This window comes from Chitinophaga sp. Cy-1792 (assembly GCF_011752935.1).
Classification (GTDB): domain Bacteria; phylum Bacteroidota; class Bacteroidia; order Chitinophagales; family Chitinophagaceae; genus Chitinophaga.
Genome location: NZ_VWWO01000002.1, coordinates 944,223 through 962,423 on the forward strand (window position 1 = coordinate 944,223; position 18,201 = coordinate 962,423).

Consider the following 18,201-nt stretch of genomic DNA (forward strand, 5'->3'; position numbering starts at 1 on the left):
GCAACGGTATCTGATCGCTCGCTCAATGGCAGCAGCATTGATCATTACGATCCGATCATCCTTAATATTTTAGGATACAGATTTGAGAAAACTGGATTATAAATAATATAAAATAAGATGAGAATAATTATTGCCACTTTGTCAATTCTTTCCTTTTTGATTTTTTCATGTAATGAGGTTGAAACAGGCAAAAACGAGGATGATACAAAGTCAAATGTCGATTTGCATCAGGTCGACGAGAAAATTTCATACAGTACTAAATTTGAAAAACAGAAGTTGGACATTAGAAACGCTGATACTATCGATTATAAAGTAGTCGTTTTCTATAATTCAGATAGTAATGAGGTTGATTTCCTGAGAAAGAAGTATGGGGATAGTAATTTTGACGAAATTATATTTGATAATTCAAATATTGCAGCTGAGGATACTCAGTATCTGGATTCTCTTAAGGTATATCAGATTGCTGATGTGAAGAGGACTTTTTATTTTAGAGCATTAAATCGTATTTATACTATTCGTAGGGATGATCTTAAAGCAGATTGGGGTGAAATTATTTTTAATGGGATTGATTCCCCTCATATTATCCGGAATGGTGAGTTAAGACAGAAATTTTCTAGCGTTTGGAAGTAGTTTTTGTAATTGGAATATGTCATTGGATTGTTAGTAATCGGCAGGCAGCAGGTTAGAGGATTCTTAGTTTTACCAGTTCTTTGAATGAAGTAACCATTTAGGCAACGTCCAGGCAACGGTATCTAATCGTAAGCGTGCTGTCTCGCTCAATGGCAGCAGCATTGATCATGACGACCTGATCATTTTCAGCGCACACGACTATTATCCTTTCGGTATGCTGATGCCTGGCCGTGGAGGTAGTCTGGATAACAGTTACCTGGGTATCACCGCGTGGGGGCATGGTTCCTGCCGGCCTGACAGTTAATAGTCGTACCGGTAATATGCCAACGGTATATAATGCTACATCCTCTATTACCTTCGAGGAATGCTTCTAATGTACAGGTTAATATAACATAAAAAATATGAAAAAAGCGTTTGCCTCTGTTACATTTTTTGTTTTAACAATGCATGTTTGTGTTGCTCAGCTCTATTCGGACGAAATGAGGTTTAAAAAACTGACCAATATCAAATTTCAAAATGTGGATGTGAAAAATAAATCGTATTCGGCTATTTTGAACGATAATAGTTATTTATGGGTAAAGTATGATGTGATTACAGATACAGAGGTTGATGGTGATTATACTTTTGTTTCTCTTCCTTTGAGTATTGAGGCATTTGAGAAAATTTCGAAAGGGCAGAATTATAACTATTTGTTCAAAAGATTAGATTATATGGCTACAGTTCTGGGATTTACGCCAAAAGAGGTGCAAGAGTTGAAGAATAAAATAACAGCAAATAAGCCTAAGTTTCAGAAGAATGAATGTATAATCATGTTAGATTTTGGAGAGGTATATAATGAGTGTGGAATAAAATTTAATAATAATCAAAACTCAATAGTTACGACATTCTTCTTTAGAAGATTATTATAAAGGATTTTATGAGGGAATTGGTGTGGGTTTTAATCCAACATATTTTTCTGAAAGAAATCCTTAAACTTAGACTTGGTAAGCATTGTGTCGATAATCCGGTACAGTGCTTGCTTGTCTTCTTCTTCGAGCTGCTCGATTAAACGCGGCTTCTCCGCTACAGTTTTATCTTCTACTTTTACTTCGGTTGGAACCTTGCCCTCCAGGTTAATCAGCTCATCTAGAGTTACGCCGAATAGCTACGCAATCTTTACTACGGCAAGTAAAGAAGGCTCTCTCACTTCATTTATCTAAATATTAATAATATTTATTACTATTTTTATTAATTCGAGTTCGTTGAATTAAGTAACCATTTAGGCAACGTCCAGGCAACGGTATCTGATCGCGGTGAATAATACCCTGCATTTAAGCCAAATTAGAATAGCTTGGAATGAATTTTACCAAGCGAATCAAGCTAATATGACTAGAGAATTGTAATTAGATCATGCAACTTCAATTGATCATTCTGTGGGGAATCAGTTTTTGCCATCGTTAAATACTGCACCTGTGCAGGATGCCGTGAGAATAAAAATTTCCATACCAGTAGCACCCGAATTAGGAGACAATCAAACAAACTAGATAATGAATAAAACATACTACAGATTAAAGCCAGAAGTTCCTGGAGGGCAAGCTATAAGAACAATTCTGAATAAGGAAGTTCATCCGCCAACTATTAAACATTTACATTTTGAGTTTGATGATTGGCTGGGGGGGGATTTGATTACGAGTTTTCCTTCTTTTTTGATTACTGAAAGATTATTGAATATATTATATGCTAATAATATAGGTGGTTTTATTGTAAATGATAATGTAGAATTTTCTTTTTCTGAGCTTTTTTTTGATTTGAATCCTGAAGGGAAAGATGTACCTGATTTTAAGTGGATTGAGGTTATAGGTACGGCAGAAGATGACATCAAATTAGATCAAGAAAAATATCTGAATGTATCAGCGAGGGTATTAGAAATATTAAACGGAGCAAACTGTCTTAAAAATTGTGAGGTTATCGCTATTTGATTTATAAAAAGAAATCCCTTTACCTTAAAGTCAACGAGTTATCTTGAAGCCGGCGATTCGGAGTATTAGATTTTAAATTCGCATTTAATGAATAATAATAAATTTATGAAATTTGATACTATATGGAGGGTTACATTATCTGTTGTAATTCTTCTTACCTCCTGTAAAGGTAGAAACCATGAATCTGATATTTTTACAAAAAATAAAGATGGATTTATAAAGGTGGCAGAATTTAGAGACTCATTAGTAAAAAGAGTACCCTCATGTTTTTCATTTAAAATAACTTATACAGGTAAGGAACTTTGGCAAGAGTGTGACTCGGCTAAACCGGATCCAAATATTCCTGAGAAATTTATTACAAATGATGAACGGATGTTTCTTATTAAATTTATGGAGCAATGTGATCTTAAATTCATAAGATATTCACCCCATTCAGTCAGATTTGTTTTTACTGGATATGAGCCTGCTTCCATCGTCAAAACGGATAATAGTTTTAATAATTTTAAAGAACTAGAGCTCGAACCTTTATTTTACCTAATCCCCTTTGGAGAGTTGAGGCCCGAGTAGTAATTGTAGTACTAATAGAAATAAAGTAGAAAAAGTATTTTTAGCAAATTTTGTCTAAAATATAGATTTGAAATTGTTGGTGAATTAAGAGAACTTGATTATTGAGTATCCATCCGGCCAAGTACATCTTGCAGTTCAAATCTAAACCCTTTAGCTTAAGAGAAAAAAGTTCATGAGCAAAACTTGTAAGGCAAAAATAGAACAGTTTATGAACGGGTATCCAAATGTTAACCTAAAACTTACAGAACTAAGTCAATAGTATGTTACAGATTGAGAATGTTTTTGATATAGCGAATTACCTAAAGGATAAGGGTTTTGATCTTGAGCCATGCAGTGAAGATGAGGTAATCTCATTAGAGATTCATTTTAATATTACTTTCCCGCAGGTTTATAAAAATTTTTTGCTGCGTATGGGTAAAGGGGCAGGTTCTTATATGCGTGGAACAGATGCATTTTTCAAAGATTTATTTTTACTGAAATCTTATGCTGAAGAAACGATAAGTGAGTATAATTTAAGTCCACTGCCAGCCGATGCATTTGTATTTTGGATGCATCAAGGTTATATCTATGCTTATTTTGTGGCGGAATGTGAAAATCCTCCGGTTACTGTGTTTTATGAATCCGGGAGAATAATTGAATTTAGTACCTTGTTCGAGTTTTTTAAATCTGAGCTTCACTTGGATGGATTTATCAAAATACCAGGTTAATAACCGATAGTTGGTTAAAACTTACGATTAATGTGGGCTAATTGAATCTATATATAGAATTTAGAAGATAACTTTAATCTTCCTGCACTTACTGAAAAGGATGCCAGGCATTATAATGAGCATGGTAATAGAACTACTCTAGATAAATTAATGAATTAAAATAAGTAAATGACTGCGAGCAAATTTATAGAAGAGTTGAAATCTCAAATTCCCTCAAATGATATTTTGGTAAAAAAGAAGATTTCTGCGTCAACTGTAGAGCGTAGTATTGACCCTGTAAAGAATTTAAATACTCAATCCGGGATAGTATTGACAGGTAATGTTGTAATTGAGTTATTGAGTAAATACGATTTATCTAAAGTAGAAATAGGAATGGTCGGATTTAGTAAAGCGGTAACTGAAGATGAATCATTTTATTATATTGGAAGTGTGGAAGTTGATTTATTGGTGATTAATAAATATTCTGGTATTATCCAGGTATTAGAATATGATCAGCCTAAGCATACTTTATGGGATTGTGCCCATAATTGTCCCGCATTTTTGGAAGCATTACTGATCTGCAAAGGGTATTTTTGGGAATGTCTTTTAGATGATGTTGTTTATAACGATGACGTCAGGAGGTCTGCTACAGTGGAGCAATGTGCCTATATAGCCGGAGGGGAAGCTTATTATGATTTTTATGCCATGCTTTTAGGACTATAATTTAGTTTTATTACTGCGCCTAAGGTTCTATATTAGAAAGCTAAACTGTAAATTATAAGATGAATGAAATAGAACGAACACTTCTTAAGTGCCTGACGAATTTTAATCTGAGGGATCGTCAGGAGTTTTTAGCTAATGCAGATAAGTATGCAGATTTAGTGACCGACAGGGAAATTCTTGAATATTTAAATAGTGGTTGGAGGCAAAAATTACTCGCCTCCTTCTGTATAGCATACAAAAGGCGACTTGATTTGATGGATGAAATTGTTGAATTTATTTTCCGTGATGTTACTGGAAAACAGATTAAAGGTTATCTGTTGTGCATACTTGTTTTAGTGCCAAGGGATCAATCAATTAGTATTTTGCTTAAATACAGGCATATGTATGAAATGTCATTGGAAATGGAATGGATAAATCAATCCCTTGAATATTTAGCGTATTATCCGGTAACAGGTAAGGAAAATAGGGTAAAAGACATGATGGGATTATTTATATAAAACGGCTATCTGAAATTGATTACAGTAGTTCGTATAGAAGTAAAGCATAGGAAAATGAAACAAATTAACCCCGAAGAATATGCCCCAAATAGATATACACTCTCTTATTTCTGTAAGCTAATTCAACAAGAGTTTCAATTATCTACTTTAATAGAGAAGAGAAAGTTGTTGCCATCTGCCATATACTCCTTTGCGCTGGATAGTGGACTAAAAACAAGCATAATAGATATTAGAGACTGGGAGGATTTTGAGATGGGGACTCATGATTATTCTATTAGTGATTTTGGAGAATTAATGGAAGAATCCCGGTGTTTTATGCCTGATGATGAAATTCTCTTCGTTTCTGATGAATTATTGAAGATTGATCAGTGCCTTGGATTCAGGTTGAAAACTTTTAATGCATTCGCTCTATGGTATGAGAAGCAATTTAATATGGAGTTCTTTCAGCCGAGTGATTATTTACTGTTATCCAGAGAATCGGGTAATATTTTATTGATTCATCATGAAGGGAAACTGATAACAATATTTTCTAAAGCTAACTAAGTTGTTGATACATTTTCCTTGCACTCATGTACCAGTTTATTTTATCAAAAAGGCCTTTAACAAGGAAATATGAAAAGAAATATAAAGGAGTTTTCAGACTATATATCATTTCATGCCATGTCTGAAGCGGAAATTTATCCCGTAGATAGATTTTTTTTGGAGCCATTTGTACCAGAAATACTGGCATTGAATGAGATTGAATTTGTTAAATATAATTTTGAAACATCTAGTTTTAATTATTCAATACGGTTGATGCTATGTCTTCCGGAAGTGTGGTCGAAATTTGATTATGATAAAATGATAGCCTTATATAGGCGTTTTGATACTATTTTTGAATTTTTAAATTTTATCATTTTTACAAATGCTTATCTGGAGGTTGATTTTATTCAAGAAATTTTGAATGATAATGTCATAGCAGAAGACATTAAAAGAGATATACGTACTTTTTTAGCAAGCATGTACCCTAACTAAATTAGACATGAAGAGGAATTATACTGGACACATTCCAAACTGGTTGGGATAAATTTGTTGGATTGGGAACGCATTACAGAAAAACTACTTGATGATTCCAGGACAACTCCTGCTTTAAAAGAAATAGATCAATTAGCGGCTTATATCGCTAAGCTTTGAAGTGTGGATTGGGTTGAATACAGTGAGATATGATTGCTAAGCTTATTATGGAGAAGAATTAAGTGTCCGAAGTACAAATAAATGTGGAAGAAAGAAAAGAATGTCAAAAGCTTTAAAGTAGATAATGATGCGAAGATTCGTAAAACTAAAATTTCTTTTAATTTTATTTCTGATTGCTAATATCTGTAGTGCTCAGTCAAAATCACGGATAATGGGTAATTGGAGATCAGTTCAAAAAATTGATAATGAATATATGGAACTCTTCATTTCAATGGAGAATAATACTTTTTGCCAGATTTTGAAGAATTCGAAAAATAATACTATCATTCATAAGAAAGTTTATAAATTCAAATTCCTGAACGATAGTGCCATTATGATGCAAAATAAACAGGTGAGAACTATATACCATTTTGAGTTTTGGGAGAATGATATTTTGCAGTTCAATTTTGGAAGAAATCGTTTGCTGGAATCTGTTCCTGTATTATTTACGTATTCGTTCAGAAAAGTAAAATGAACTTATCAAAGTGTATAGATGAACACATGCAAGCTTATCAATTTTTTTAGATGGTATTATGATAAAAATTTTAATAGAATAACTTGACTAATTTGCTACTGATGAATGATGACTGGAGATTTACAGCCCAGCGGATCACAAAATATAATCCCAGATACCGGAATGCTAATGGAGCATATACTAAAAATGAATGGACCTCGTTTTGTGATATAGGGAAATCATTTGATGGGGTTGAATTAACACCAGCTGAATATTTCAGGACCGAAGCACATTATATTGCATCTATACTGTTAATCATGCAACGGGCTGGATATTCCGAGGTTAGAGTCAGGAGCCTTGAAAAAACAGCTGTTGATACACGGTTGAATGGAGATCTTCTTATCAGGTATAATTCAGTAGTTGATGGTGAAATTATGGGGTTAGATGTATGGCCGACGATTGTACAACTGATTCTGCGGGAATATTTATGGGCGGAACTTGTTTGCAGCGCAGATTGTATTTTTCGATTTGGCTATGATTATTACATGTATTTTAATGGCATAGATATTCTGGCTGATCAGGTGCTTAAATCTGAAATTGAAGTGATGGATTTATTTATAGATTAGTATGTTTTGAAAGGCCATAAAACAGGTAATGATGATCCTTTGAAATTTTTTGAATAATTACACTATGCTATGTTTAAATAACCCGGAATTCATTAATACTTGCGAAGCCTATTCCAGGATGGGATATTGGATGTCCGATTGGTTGATCATTCCCTATATTGGTATACAATTATTGCCAGACAGTCCCATATCAAAGAAGATCTGCTTTATTGATTATAGCTACGTGGTGTTTAAAGACATTTTTGAGATTGCCGCAGGTGACAGATGGAAGCAAATTTTCATCAATGAAGATAATCGTGCAGACAACCTGACTGTTGATGAGCACATTATGATTGGTTGCTGGCAGCACCAGGTGGGGACAGAATGGAGGATTCAGTGCAAAAGTTTTGATCTTTTTGTGCCTGATGGTTATCAGCAGAAAGAGCGACAGGAATTTGTGCCATACGAGGTTGCTACCTATAAACGAAATATGGAAGAAGCAAAGCTGGATGCTTTTTATAATGTGGAGAATATCCGTCGGTTATTTAGTGAAATGCAACAATCCAAATAAATACGCTATGAGCCGTGTTACCAACCTCATTCTCACTTTTAGTACATTGGAAGATGTGAACGAAATCATACCAGAAATATCACAATATGAACCGGGCTTTTATATCGTTTCCGTGGAGGATAATAAGTTGCAAAAGGATTGGTATGGGGGAACAAAACGATTGGAATGTAATATCCTTATCGGAGCTTATAACGGCCTCGATCTGGCTGCCTTTCTCTTGTTTCTGCGTGAAAAAGTTGATTGGTACGCTGCCGACCTGGTGCAATTGATTGTCAAGGAGGAGGATGATTTTAAATTTAAGCTGATAGATCTGGTACCGGAATAAGTGATGTTTTACCTAATGAAAAGAAATAATTACTTCGATTTTATGTTGTCCAGGATCAATAATGTTTTTAAACCAGACCTGAAAACTTAGCATTGGCTTATGTTTCCGGTTCTCACCACTGGCTTGAAAAATTGTATCAATGAAAATTGCTGAAATACTGGAATGGATTGATCTGATAGAAAGACGTCCGTTAATGGTTTTGTCTGATAGTACTGTTGTATCATTGAAAAGTTACATGGATGGATTTGTTGATGGTTTGGGGATGGCTTTAAAGGTGCCAAAACTTAGACTTTCCATTACTTTTTGGTATCAGCAAAAAATTAATCTTCAATCTGATATGCATTGGATTAACCAGATACTTCATGTTAATGAAGGTAAGCCGGAGGCTGAAATAAAATCGGTTATTTTAAACGCTTTAAGAGATTACTTTATTGAGAACCCTGATGGGTACTTCGGCGCTGATTAAATAAATGTAAGACATCGCATGTATGTTACTTCTAAGTATTAACCATATCTGCGGCCTGTATAAAGGATGGATAGTATCATTTATTATAATAGATAAAAATAATATTCCTGTAGGGATATCCTCCCGCATTTCTTTTTTGTTATCTTTTCCAATTCTAATCTAAAACTTCGGATTATTTTTATATCCTTGTGAAGTTTCCATGCAATGAATCGGTATTCGCAACATCCTGACACACAGTTAATAATGTCCTTGCGAGAGGGCGATAATATCGCTTTTACTGAAATTTACAACCGTTACTGGAAGCAGTTGCTGGCCATTGCCTTTCACCATAGCGGTGATAAGATCATTGCAGAAGAGATCGTACAGGAGGTCTTTATTGGCCTCTGGAACCGCCGTAATGAGCTGTTTATCGATAATGTGGCTGCATATCTCGCCACCGCAGTCCGACTGTCTGTATTCAAGCAATATGCCCGCGAAAAGAGAAGGACTGCCATCAAAGAGCAGATTACCGATCCTGTTATCAGCAGCTGGGATGAAGAAAAGATTTATACCCGGTTCCAGCAGCAGTATATCCAGGGCATCATAGAAGAGCTGCCCGAAAAATGCAGGCTGGTATTCAAACTGAGCAGGGAAGAAGGCCTCAGTATCCCTGAAATAGCCCAGCGCATGGGCATCGCGGAAAAAACCGCCGAAGCACATCTCACCAAAGCCCTCAAAGTATTACGACTCCGCCTGAACCGCCCCTACATATGGGCAGTGGTGCTGGCAGAAATCTTCCGTCCTTAATATTTCTCTCCCAAAAAAATATTACCTGCACTAAGGGTAAAACAGTTCCTGTGGTACATATAAATGTAGCCATAGTGTCCATGTTATGAACCTGACCAACAAATGTCAGGACGACTATGCCATGTGAAATATTTTCCTGTAAAAAATAATTGTTACCACTAAGGGTAGCCATAAAGTTGTGGTACATATCAGTATAAAGCATAAAATCTATACGTTGAAGGATAACATATATCAGCTGATCGACAAATACCTGGATGGCACTATCTCGCCGGCAGAAGAAGCACGCCTGATGGCCTGGTACCAGGAGCATAGCGAGGCCGACGTGGAATGGTTTTCGGAGCATATAGACGAAGAAGAGCGGGTACGCTTACGCATGCTGGGACAGATACAACAACATATCTCCACACCGGCACCGGTAACGGTGGTGCATAAACAACGCTGGCATTATTGGGCCGCTGCAGCTGCCGTGCTGCTGGTAGCCGGACTCGCTACCTGGCTGTATATGCCGCCGTTACAGCATTCTCCGAAGCAGGCCCCTTTGGCGCAGGCACCAAAAGCCATTACACCTGGTGGTAATAAAGCGGTATTAATATTAGGTAATGGAGAGAAGATTGTGCTGGAAGATGCCGGCAATGGGCTGCTGTCGCAGGAAGGCAGCGTCGCCGTCAATAAAACGGATAGTGGAAGTTTACAATATAACGGCACCCGTCAGGCGGCAGGCACTGTATATAATACGCTGAATACGCCCTATGGTGGCCAGTATCGCATTATCCTGCAGGATGGCACCAAAGTATGGTTAAACGCCGGTTCGTCGTTACACTATCCTACGTCCTTTCCGGAAGGAGAAAGGAGTGTAACGCTTTCCGGTGAAGCGTATTTTGAAGTGGCACCCGATGCATCGCGGCCATTCACGGTGGCGGTAGCTACTACTGCTGAAAAAACCATGAACGTAAGGGTATTAGGTACCCATTTTAATATTAACGCATATCCGGAAGAAAAACAGAACCTCGTCACATTACTGGAAGGCTCCGTAAAGGTAGCGTATGATCAGGCCAACGCTTTGCTGGTACCCGGCAAGGTCGCTATGCTGAACAAAGCCTCCGGATCTATTCAAACTAAAAATGCCGACACGGAAGCAGCCATCGCCTGGAAAAACGGCTACTTCGTTTTTGATAATGAAAATATAGCAGGCGTCATGCGGCAGATCAGCCGCTGGTACGATGTGGATGTCCGCTACGAAGGCAATGTTTCGGGAAAAGCAATTGCCGGAAGCCTCTCGCGTACCAAAGATGTAACAGCAGTATTAAGTATGCTGGAACTAACCGGAACTGTTCACTTTAAAATAGAAGGAAGGAGGATCACCGTTATGCCATAAACAAATCAGCAAAACAGTGGTACGTAAAAAAACAAACCGGCAATGCGGGAACACTGCCGGTACTGTTAGCGCTTACCCTGTGAAATCTACTTTGAGCTATCATCCACATTAATAAACTCTAACAACCAAATGTAATGAAATTTTACATACCTGACGTGTGCCAGGTAATGACCGGCACTACGCGCAAAAAAATCCTGTTGATTATGAAACTAACTGTTGTTTTAATGATCGCAGCGTTAATGGAAGTCAGCGCCTCCAGCTATGCTCAGAAGGTAACTTTATCTGCCAGACAAATCACTTTAGAAGAAGTTTTTCGCCAGATACGCAAACAAACCGGTTATAATGTGTTGTGGGATGTCGATATTTTAAAAAGCGCCCGACCAGTGGCCCTCGAGGTTACCAACGCCTCCGTGGAAGAAGTACTGGGCAAAACATTTGCCAACCAGCCATTTACCTATACTATCCGCCAGAACACCATCGTAGTGACACGACTCCCGGAGCCGGCCGTGGTTACCGTTACCATCAAAGGACGCGTAACTGATACCAACGGACAACCCCTGCCTGGCGTGGCAGTACGACTCAAAAACTCCCAGCTGGGTACCAATACGCAGCCGGATGGTTCCTATGCGCTGAATGTCCCCGAAGCCAGTGGCATACTCACCTTTACCTATATGGGCTATACACCTAAGGAAGTGGCCATCGGCGGACAAACACTCATCAACATACAGCTGGAACAAACATCTTCCCAGCTGACAGAAGTGGTGGTGGCCTATGGTAAACAAAAAACACGTGACGTGGTAGGCTCCCTGTCTACCGTTTCCGCTGCTGGTGTGAAAGACCAGCCCACGGGTACTTTCCTGGAAAGACTCCCCGGTAAGCTCCCCGGCGCCCAGGTGGTTCAAACGACCGGCAGGCCCGGACAAGGCATGGATATACGCATCCGTGGCGCCTCTTCACTGACTTCCAGCATCAGGCCACTGGTGGTGGTAGACGGACAACCGATGGTAGGTACGCCTGACAATCTCAATAACATCAACCCGGATGAAATTGAAACTTTTACGGTCCTGAAAGATGCCGCAGCTACTGCGCTGTATGGTTCCCGCGCCGCCAACGGTGTTGTGCTGATCACCACTAAAAGAGGAAAGGCCGGCGCTACAAGAATTGATTTCAACTCTTACTACGGCAGTGCTTCGCTGATGCGCGAGCTCATACCTCCTGTCATGAATGCCCACCAGCTGGCTACTTACATGAAAGGTTTTTATGAAGACAAAATCAAATACGAAGGATATACCGGCGGCATCCCTGCCGTATACCAGAACCCGGACCAATACGGCGAAGGGACCGACTGGTACAGCGTGCTCACCAGAACCGCACCGGTACAGAATTACAGCATCGCCGTGAATGCCGGCAATGATAAGGCAGCGTACAGCATTGTAGGCGGCTATTTCGACCAGCAGGGCATCCTGGTGAACACCGGCTACAAACGCTTTTCACTGCGCATGAACGGAGATTTCAATCCGGGTAAGCGGGTGAAGATAGGCGTGGGCATCGCGCCATCGCTGCAGCTGGAACATAACAACAGGCAGGGTAATGGCTTCAATGTAGACGGACAACGCGCCATCTTCGCCTCTGCAGCCATGATCCCTACCATGGGCTCTCCCTATAATCCCGATGGTACGCTGGCATTAGGTATTACTGGCTTTGCCAATCAATTCGTATGGGCGAACCCGTTACGGCAGCTGCTCGAAGTGAAAGATGATGCCAACCGCTTACGCGTACTGGCGAATGTGTTTACCGAAATCAAAATCCTTGATCATCTCACCTTCCGCACATCCGGTAGCACAGACCTCGGCAGCATGAGCCGTAACAGGTTCATTCCATCTACTTCTATGGGAGGTTTCAACGCGGTGCCTATGGAGAATCCGCCGCCGGGAAATAACTCCGCCTACGGTGAAGTATTACAGAATAATGATTTCTCCTGGTTGAATGAAAATACGCTGACCTATAATCCGCAGATAGGTAAAGATCATTCATTGAACCTGCTGGGAGGCTTTACCATGCAGCGTTCTACTGGTTTTGCCAGCGATATGGTAGGCCGCGATTACCCGGATAATCGTATCTCTAACCTGAGTGCTGCTACGCGTATCACTACCAATACTTCCAGCTTCAACGCCTGGTCGATGGCGTCGTTCCTGGCCCGTGCCAACTATACGTATAAAGACCGCTACATGATCCAGGCAACGTTGCGCAGAGACGGGTCTTCCAGGTTTGGTGCCAACAATAAATGGGGAACCTTCCCAAGTATCGGTGCCGGCTGGATCGTAAGTGATGAACCTTTTATGAAGGATATTCCATATCTGAGTCTGCTGAAAGTACGTGGCTCCTATGGTTTAACAGGTATGGCCGAAATAGGTAATTACACGACCACTGCCCGCATTGATAATGCCAACTATACTTTTTCTACCGGCCTCGCAGGCGGAAAGGTGCAATCCACGCTGGGTAACAAGAATCTCGCCTGGGAACGTAATAAACAACTGGATGCCGGTATCGACATCGGTCTATTTGATGGCAGGGTGAATATCTCCTATGACTATTACAACAAACTGACCAGTGGCCTGCTGTTCGTAGTGCCGGTGCCACAATCTTCCGGCTTCTCCACTATGCAGGACAATCTTGGTGATATCCGCCAATGGGGACATGAAATTACATTGAGCACCAAAAATCTCGTGGGGGAACTGAAATGGAATACTGATTTTAATATCGCCTTTAACAGAAATATCGTAGAACGTATCGGCCTGAATAATATTTCTTTCTCTGATAATCCAACAACTACTTTATCCGAATTTACTGACTATCGCACATTGGTAGGTAAGCCTGTAGGGCAGTTCTACGGTTATGTGTTCGATGGTATCTTCAAAACACAGGCAGAGGTAGACGCAGGCCCTAAATACTACGGAACCGGTACCACTACTACTTCACAGATAGGTACGGTAAGATTTAAAGATATCAACGGCGATGGTAAAATTACTTTCCCTGAAGATCAGACGGTGATTGGCGACCCTAATCCTAAATTCATTTTCGGTTTCACCAACACTTTCGCGTACAGAAATTTTGATCTTAGTATAGCCATGTCCGGTACCTATGGCAACAAGCTGAAAAATGGTATGCAGGAAAGTACCTACAACCTGGACGGTGTGTTTAACGGACCTCCTGAGCTGCTGGACCGCTGGCGTTCTCCGGAGAATCCGGGCAACGGAAGGGTAGCACGTACGCTGGCAGGAACAACGGTGGCATACCGCACGGATAATACGTTGTTTATCCATGATGCATCACATCTTACGATCAACAATATTGCCCTGGGTTATAGTATCAGGAAATTTAAAACACCATTTATTAAAAGCCTGAGAGTATATGCTGCTGCGCAGAACGTATACATCTTCACCAGCTATCCTGGTAATCCTGAAGTGAGTGCCGGCGGATTGAATATCGTAACGGCGCAGGGGCAGGACCTCGGCGCATATCCGCTGCAAAGAACCTTTACGTTTGGCTTTAACCTTGGTCTTTAAAAATCAGCAAAAAATGAAAAAGATTTTCTGTTTTATATTATTGATCATCAGTCTGACTGAAATTTCCTGCAAGAAATTTCTGACAGAAAATGATCCCAATTACATCAACCTGGATAGCTATTTCAAATCACAAAATGATTTTGATCTGGCGGTGAATGGCGCCTACAACCAGCTTCGTGGGTTGTATAATAATAAGTCGGCCTGGACGATGGGGGAGATGCGTTCGGATAATACGCACTATGATTATAAATCTTCCGATCAGGCGGTAGCTACCACCAACCGCTGTGCGGTGGCCGATTTCCTGGATGATAAATACAACAACCAGACACCTGCCAAATGGAATGCTGGTTTCAATGTGATATCCGCAGCAAACGTTATCCTGGATCATATTAATGATATCAAGTTAACGGATGCCAGTCGCAATGTCATTGTAGGACAGGCGAAGTTCATCCGCGCGCTGGCGTATTTTGACCTGGTGCGTTTTTACGGTGGATTGCCGATCTATAAGCGTGCGCCGCTTACCCGCGATGAAACCTATATTCCACGTTCTTCCGCACAGGAAGTCTATGACCTTATCATAGCCGATGCCACCGATGCAGCTACCATGTTAGATGCACCGGCATTTCCACAGACAGGGCGTGCTACCAAAGGGGCAGCACTGACCCTGTTGGGAGATGTTTATCTCACCTTAAAAAAATATGATCTGGCAGAAAATGCCTTGAAGCAGGTGACGGCTATGGGATATTCCCTGTTTCCAAATTACGGTGATGCGTTCGCGTTAGCTAACAAGAATGGCCGTGAGTCTGTTTTTGAAATTCAGTTCAACACGGGCTTATCTGTGCCGCAGGCCAATACAGATGCATCTATCTATAACTTCCTGCCACGCATGGCCAATACGACGGTGGTGACAGGGGTGAACTACAATAATATCACCACGGTGGGCGGCTACAATACGCCTACACAGGACCTGATCAGTGCCTATGAGCCCGGCGACCTTCGCCTCGATGCATCTATAGCCATTGCAGAAGGAACGTTTAATGGCACCGATGATTTTACGGCAACTGCCGTTAAATCTGTGGTGAACTACGTAGCGCCGGCCGGCAAAACAGGCAGGCCATTTCCTAAAAAGTTCCTGCACGCACATACGATTGGCAACCAGTCCAACGACGACTGGCCGGTATACCGCTATGCCGAGGTGTTGTTGTTACTCGCTGAAAGTCTGAACCAGCAAGGAAAAGCTGGTGAAGCTATCGGTTATATCAACCAGGTAAGAACGCGTGCATTCGGCGATGCTACGCATAATATTACTACCACAGACCAGGCAACATTACAATCAGTTATTTTAAAAGAGAGAAGAGTAGAACTGGCTTTTGAAAATAAACGCTGGCTGGACCTCGTGCGTACCGGCAATGCCATTACGGTGATGACGGCCTTCGGTGTTAAACAGAAAGCCATGTACAGTTATTTGCAGCCGGGAAGTTATAATGTGACAGAGAACCGTTTGCTGTTTCCTATTCCGAATGCAGAAATGTTGCTGAACGACAAGCTAACCCCCAATCCGGGATATTAACTAAAAACTCACCATGATGAAAACGTTCAAAAGAAAAGCAGGTAATGCCTGCTTACGGGCTGCTATTGCCTGTTTGACAGCATTTGTCTGGGTTGTATCGGCGACGTCGTGTAGTCGCCATGAGGAGCAGCTATCGCTCAACAATAAGCCGGCGGAAGGCACCGGTGCCAAAACAGAAGCCACCTGCTGCTGGGTTGCCATTACCAATCAGACCAATCAGCAGATAGAGGTCTATGATCCTGCGGATGCCTCGTGGACAACCCCTAAGTGGACCTGGAAGCCCACCACGGCGTTGTCGTATATCCAGAGCAGTGAGATCTCACTCTGGGAAACCCCTACGGATATTAAGGTCCGTAACAACACCGTATTTGCGAATACGGCACAGGTGATCACGGCTACCTCTTACCGGCTGGCTACTATCGCCAGGTATACGGGAACGGGTACACGTGGCCAGAAGCTATGGGTGATGGGCTTCAACGACACCACCAGTTTACATGCCATGGAAATACTGCCTGATGGTAACTGTGTGGTGGCCAGCGCGGGTGCAGCCTGGCCGCAGGGATATATCCGCGTTTACTCCTCCTCACAACCATCGCCGAATCATGGTGTAAATACGCAGTACTATTTCGCTTCGGCACATGCACTGCTCTGGGATAATACCCACCAGGTGCTGTGGGCACTGGGAAATGAACTGCGTAAGTATGGCTATAATACTGCTGCAAGTGGCGGCACTATTACCAATCCGAAGTTACAGCTACTGGTGACGTATAATGTGCTGCCATCAGCCTGGGGACACGATCTTTCGGCAGATGTAAATAACTCCGATCAGCTGTTGCTGTCTACTAACGGTGGCGTATATATTTTTCATATCTCCACCGGTACCTTCAGCAGTATGCCTGGCGCGGCTCAGCAAACTTTCGTAAAGGCGGTAAGTAGTCAGCCCGGACAGAATACCCTCGTGGAAACCATCCCCAGTACGGGGTGTCCGGCTTACCCGGCCAACACCTGGTGTACTTCCGTCGTGAATTTCTATAATGCCGCCACCGGCGCTGCTACCGGTTCCCGCACTGTCAGCGGGGCCGCCATCTACAAAGGGAAAACATTCGATCCTAACTATTATTGATATATGAAAAAAATATTTCTGACAGGGGCTGCCTGTTGTCTGATGATATGTCAGATGGCCTGCAGTGGTAAATCGGGAGATGCTACATCTCCCGGTACTACCACCCCTCCGGTAACTGAGACACCACAGCCCTATCCGGGGCAGCTGCTTGCCCTCACCAACGACGCTACCAAAGAGCTCGTGCTCTATGATCCGATGGTGACCGACTGGAATACCGATGCCGCAAAAAAATGGAAATGGGTACCCACTACAGGCCTGGGCTTTTCTGCCAGCGAAATAAAAATATGGGGCGGCGGAACAGATTTTAAGTTAAGAAAGAAGGCCTCCGGCCAGGATACAGCGGTGGCGGCACTTTGCGATAACAGTATGGCGGCACTGGTCGGCTTTCCTTCCGGACAACGCCTCTGGTCAAAGATTATCAACGCCAATGTGCATTCCGCAGAACTGCTGCCGGATGGCAATATAGCACTGGCAGCCTCTGATGGCAACTGGGTACGGGTATACGCCGCTTCTCAGGGTGCGGATAATGGCACCTATGCTGAGTTCCCGTTGTCGCAGGCACATGCCGTACTGTGGGACCCCGGTATCAATGGTATCTGGGTAATAGGGCAGGATGTAGCCACCAACGCACATATACTTACGGCACTGGCTGTAGGTGGCACCACGGCAAACCCTGTGCTGACGGAGCTGACGCAGTACCGTGTTACCTTGCCCAGCGTATGGGGGCATGAAGTGAGTCCGTATTACGGTAATAACAATCTGTTATGGGTGACCACTAACGGTGGCGAATATATTTTTAATAAGACCACCAAAACCTTCTCCACAGCGCCTACCACCAACCTGACTTTCGTAAAGGGTATCGGCAACCAGCCCAGCGGCCAGATTGTGCTGACGCGGCCGGATGCCAATAAAAACCCACGCCCGGCAGTGAGTTGCTCCTTGAACAACTGGTCTACCAGCACCGTGGATTTTTATACCTCCGGCGGACAATGGCAAGGCTCCCGCATCGTTAGCGGTGCCTGTTTCTATAAAGTAAAAGTAGTGTACGATAATTACCAGTAATGATTTGGAGTAGATTTATAAAGAT

At 41.7% G+C, this 18,201-nt stretch carries 20 protein-coding genes; 19 read left to right on the forward strand and 1 reads right to left on the reverse strand.

The annotated features are described in order from the left end of the window. The first annotated feature begins 117 nt into the window (after positions 1 to 117). The gene (locus F3J22_RS18025; protein WP_167019336.1) at positions 118 to 630 is read left to right on the forward strand and encodes a hypothetical protein; all 513 of its coding nucleotides are present in this window, start codon (positions 118 to 120) and stop codon (positions 628 to 630) included. Positions 631 to 727: 97 nt separating this feature from the next. Here the strand turns inward: F3J22_RS18025 and F3J22_RS18030 are convergent, their stop codons facing one another. Further along, positions 728 to 910: a hypothetical protein gene (locus tag F3J22_RS18030; protein ID WP_167019337.1), complete on the reverse strand. Its 183-nt coding sequence runs from the start codon at positions 908 to 910 to the stop codon at positions 728 to 730. A 121-nt stretch (positions 911 to 1,031) separates the two neighbouring features. Between F3J22_RS18030 and F3J22_RS18035 the strand changes: the two genes are divergently transcribed. From F3J22_RS18035 to F3J22_RS18120, 18 genes are all read left to right on the forward strand, one after another. Next, complete coding sequence (locus F3J22_RS18035) at positions 1,032 to 1,538, forward strand: hypothetical protein (RefSeq protein WP_167019338.1); 507 nt, start codon at positions 1,032 to 1,034, stop codon at positions 1,536 to 1,538. Positions 1,539 to 2,156: 618 nt separating this feature from the next. Next, entirely contained in the window at positions 2,157 to 2,588 is a 432-nt protein-coding gene (locus F3J22_RS18040; RefSeq protein ID WP_167019339.1) for a hypothetical protein, read from the forward strand. Positions 2,589 to 2,675: 87 nt separating this feature from the next. After that, entirely contained in the window at positions 2,676 to 3,155 is a 480-nt protein-coding gene (locus tag F3J22_RS18045) for a hypothetical protein (protein WP_167019340.1), read from the forward strand. 260 nt (positions 3,156 to 3,415) lie between these two features. Further along, positions 3,416 to 3,862 carry an SMI1/KNR4 family protein gene (locus F3J22_RS18050; RefSeq protein WP_167019341.1) on the forward strand — a complete coding sequence of 149 codons (447 nt, stop codon included), beginning with the start codon at positions 3,416 to 3,418 and terminating at the stop codon, positions 3,860 to 3,862. Between the two features lie 168 nt (positions 3,863 to 4,030). Continuing rightward, positions 4,031 to 4,564 (forward strand): hypothetical protein, encoded by a 534-nt coding sequence (locus F3J22_RS18055; RefSeq protein WP_167019342.1) that lies wholly within the window; start codon positions 4,031 to 4,033, stop codon positions 4,562 to 4,564. A 59-nt stretch (positions 4,565 to 4,623) separates the two neighbouring features. Continuing rightward, a complete protein-coding gene (locus F3J22_RS18060; protein ID WP_167019343.1) occupies positions 4,624 to 5,061 on the forward strand; it encodes a DUF6000 family protein in 438 nt (145 codons plus the stop codon). A 54-nt stretch (positions 5,062 to 5,115) separates the two neighbouring features. Next, complete coding sequence (locus F3J22_RS18065; protein WP_167019344.1) at positions 5,116 to 5,604, forward strand: hypothetical protein; 489 nt, start codon at positions 5,116 to 5,118, stop codon at positions 5,602 to 5,604. 69 nt (positions 5,605 to 5,673) lie between these two features. Then, the gene (locus F3J22_RS18070; protein ID WP_167019345.1) at positions 5,674 to 6,075 is read left to right on the forward strand and encodes a hypothetical protein; all 402 of its coding nucleotides are present in this window, start codon (positions 5,674 to 5,676) and stop codon (positions 6,073 to 6,075) included. A 774-nt stretch (positions 6,076 to 6,849) separates the two neighbouring features. Next, positions 6,850 to 7,353 (forward strand): hypothetical protein, encoded by a 504-nt coding sequence (locus F3J22_RS18075; RefSeq protein WP_167019346.1) that lies wholly within the window; start codon positions 6,850 to 6,852, stop codon positions 7,351 to 7,353. A 64-nt stretch (positions 7,354 to 7,417) separates the two neighbouring features. After that, positions 7,418 to 7,903, forward strand: coding sequence for a hypothetical protein (locus tag F3J22_RS18080; protein WP_167019347.1), 486 nt, complete (start codon positions 7,418 to 7,420; stop codon positions 7,901 to 7,903). Between the two features lie 7 nt (positions 7,904 to 7,910). Next, complete coding sequence (locus F3J22_RS18085; RefSeq protein WP_167019348.1) at positions 7,911 to 8,228, forward strand: hypothetical protein; 318 nt, start codon at positions 7,911 to 7,913, stop codon at positions 8,226 to 8,228. 139 nt (positions 8,229 to 8,367) lie between these two features. Continuing rightward, positions 8,368 to 8,694 carry a hypothetical protein gene (locus F3J22_RS18090; protein WP_167019349.1) on the forward strand — a complete coding sequence of 109 codons (327 nt, stop codon included), beginning with the start codon at positions 8,368 to 8,370 and terminating at the stop codon, positions 8,692 to 8,694. 243 nt (positions 8,695 to 8,937) lie between these two features. After that, on the forward strand, positions 8,938 to 9,480 hold the full coding sequence (locus tag F3J22_RS18095) for an RNA polymerase sigma-70 factor (RefSeq protein ID WP_167019350.1): 543 nt from the start codon (positions 8,938 to 8,940) through the stop codon (positions 9,478 to 9,480). 214 nt (positions 9,481 to 9,694) lie between these two features. Beyond that, positions 9,695 to 10,855: a FecR family protein gene (locus tag F3J22_RS18100; RefSeq protein WP_167019351.1), complete on the forward strand. Its 1,161-nt coding sequence runs from the start codon at positions 9,695 to 9,697 to the stop codon at positions 10,853 to 10,855. Positions 10,856 to 10,989: 134 nt separating this feature from the next. Continuing rightward, positions 10,990 to 14,421: a TonB-dependent receptor gene (locus tag F3J22_RS18105; RefSeq protein WP_167019352.1), complete on the forward strand. Its 3,432-nt coding sequence runs from the start codon at positions 10,990 to 10,992 to the stop codon at positions 14,419 to 14,421. Positions 14,422 to 14,434: 13 nt separating this feature from the next. After that, positions 14,435 to 15,991 carry a RagB/SusD family nutrient uptake outer membrane protein gene (locus F3J22_RS18110; protein ID WP_167019353.1) on the forward strand — a complete coding sequence of 519 codons (1,557 nt, stop codon included), beginning with the start codon at positions 14,435 to 14,437 and terminating at the stop codon, positions 15,989 to 15,991. Positions 15,992 to 16,004: 13 nt separating this feature from the next. Beyond that, positions 16,005 to 17,114, forward strand: a complete 1,110-nt coding sequence (locus tag F3J22_RS18115) for a DUF6528 family protein (protein ID WP_167019354.1) — start codon at positions 16,005 to 16,007, stop codon at positions 17,112 to 17,114. 3 nt (positions 17,115 to 17,117) lie between these two features. Then, entirely contained in the window at positions 17,118 to 18,176 is a 1,059-nt protein-coding gene (locus tag F3J22_RS18120; protein WP_167019355.1) for a DUF6528 family protein, read from the forward strand. Positions 18,177 to 18,201 lie beyond the last annotated feature (25 nt).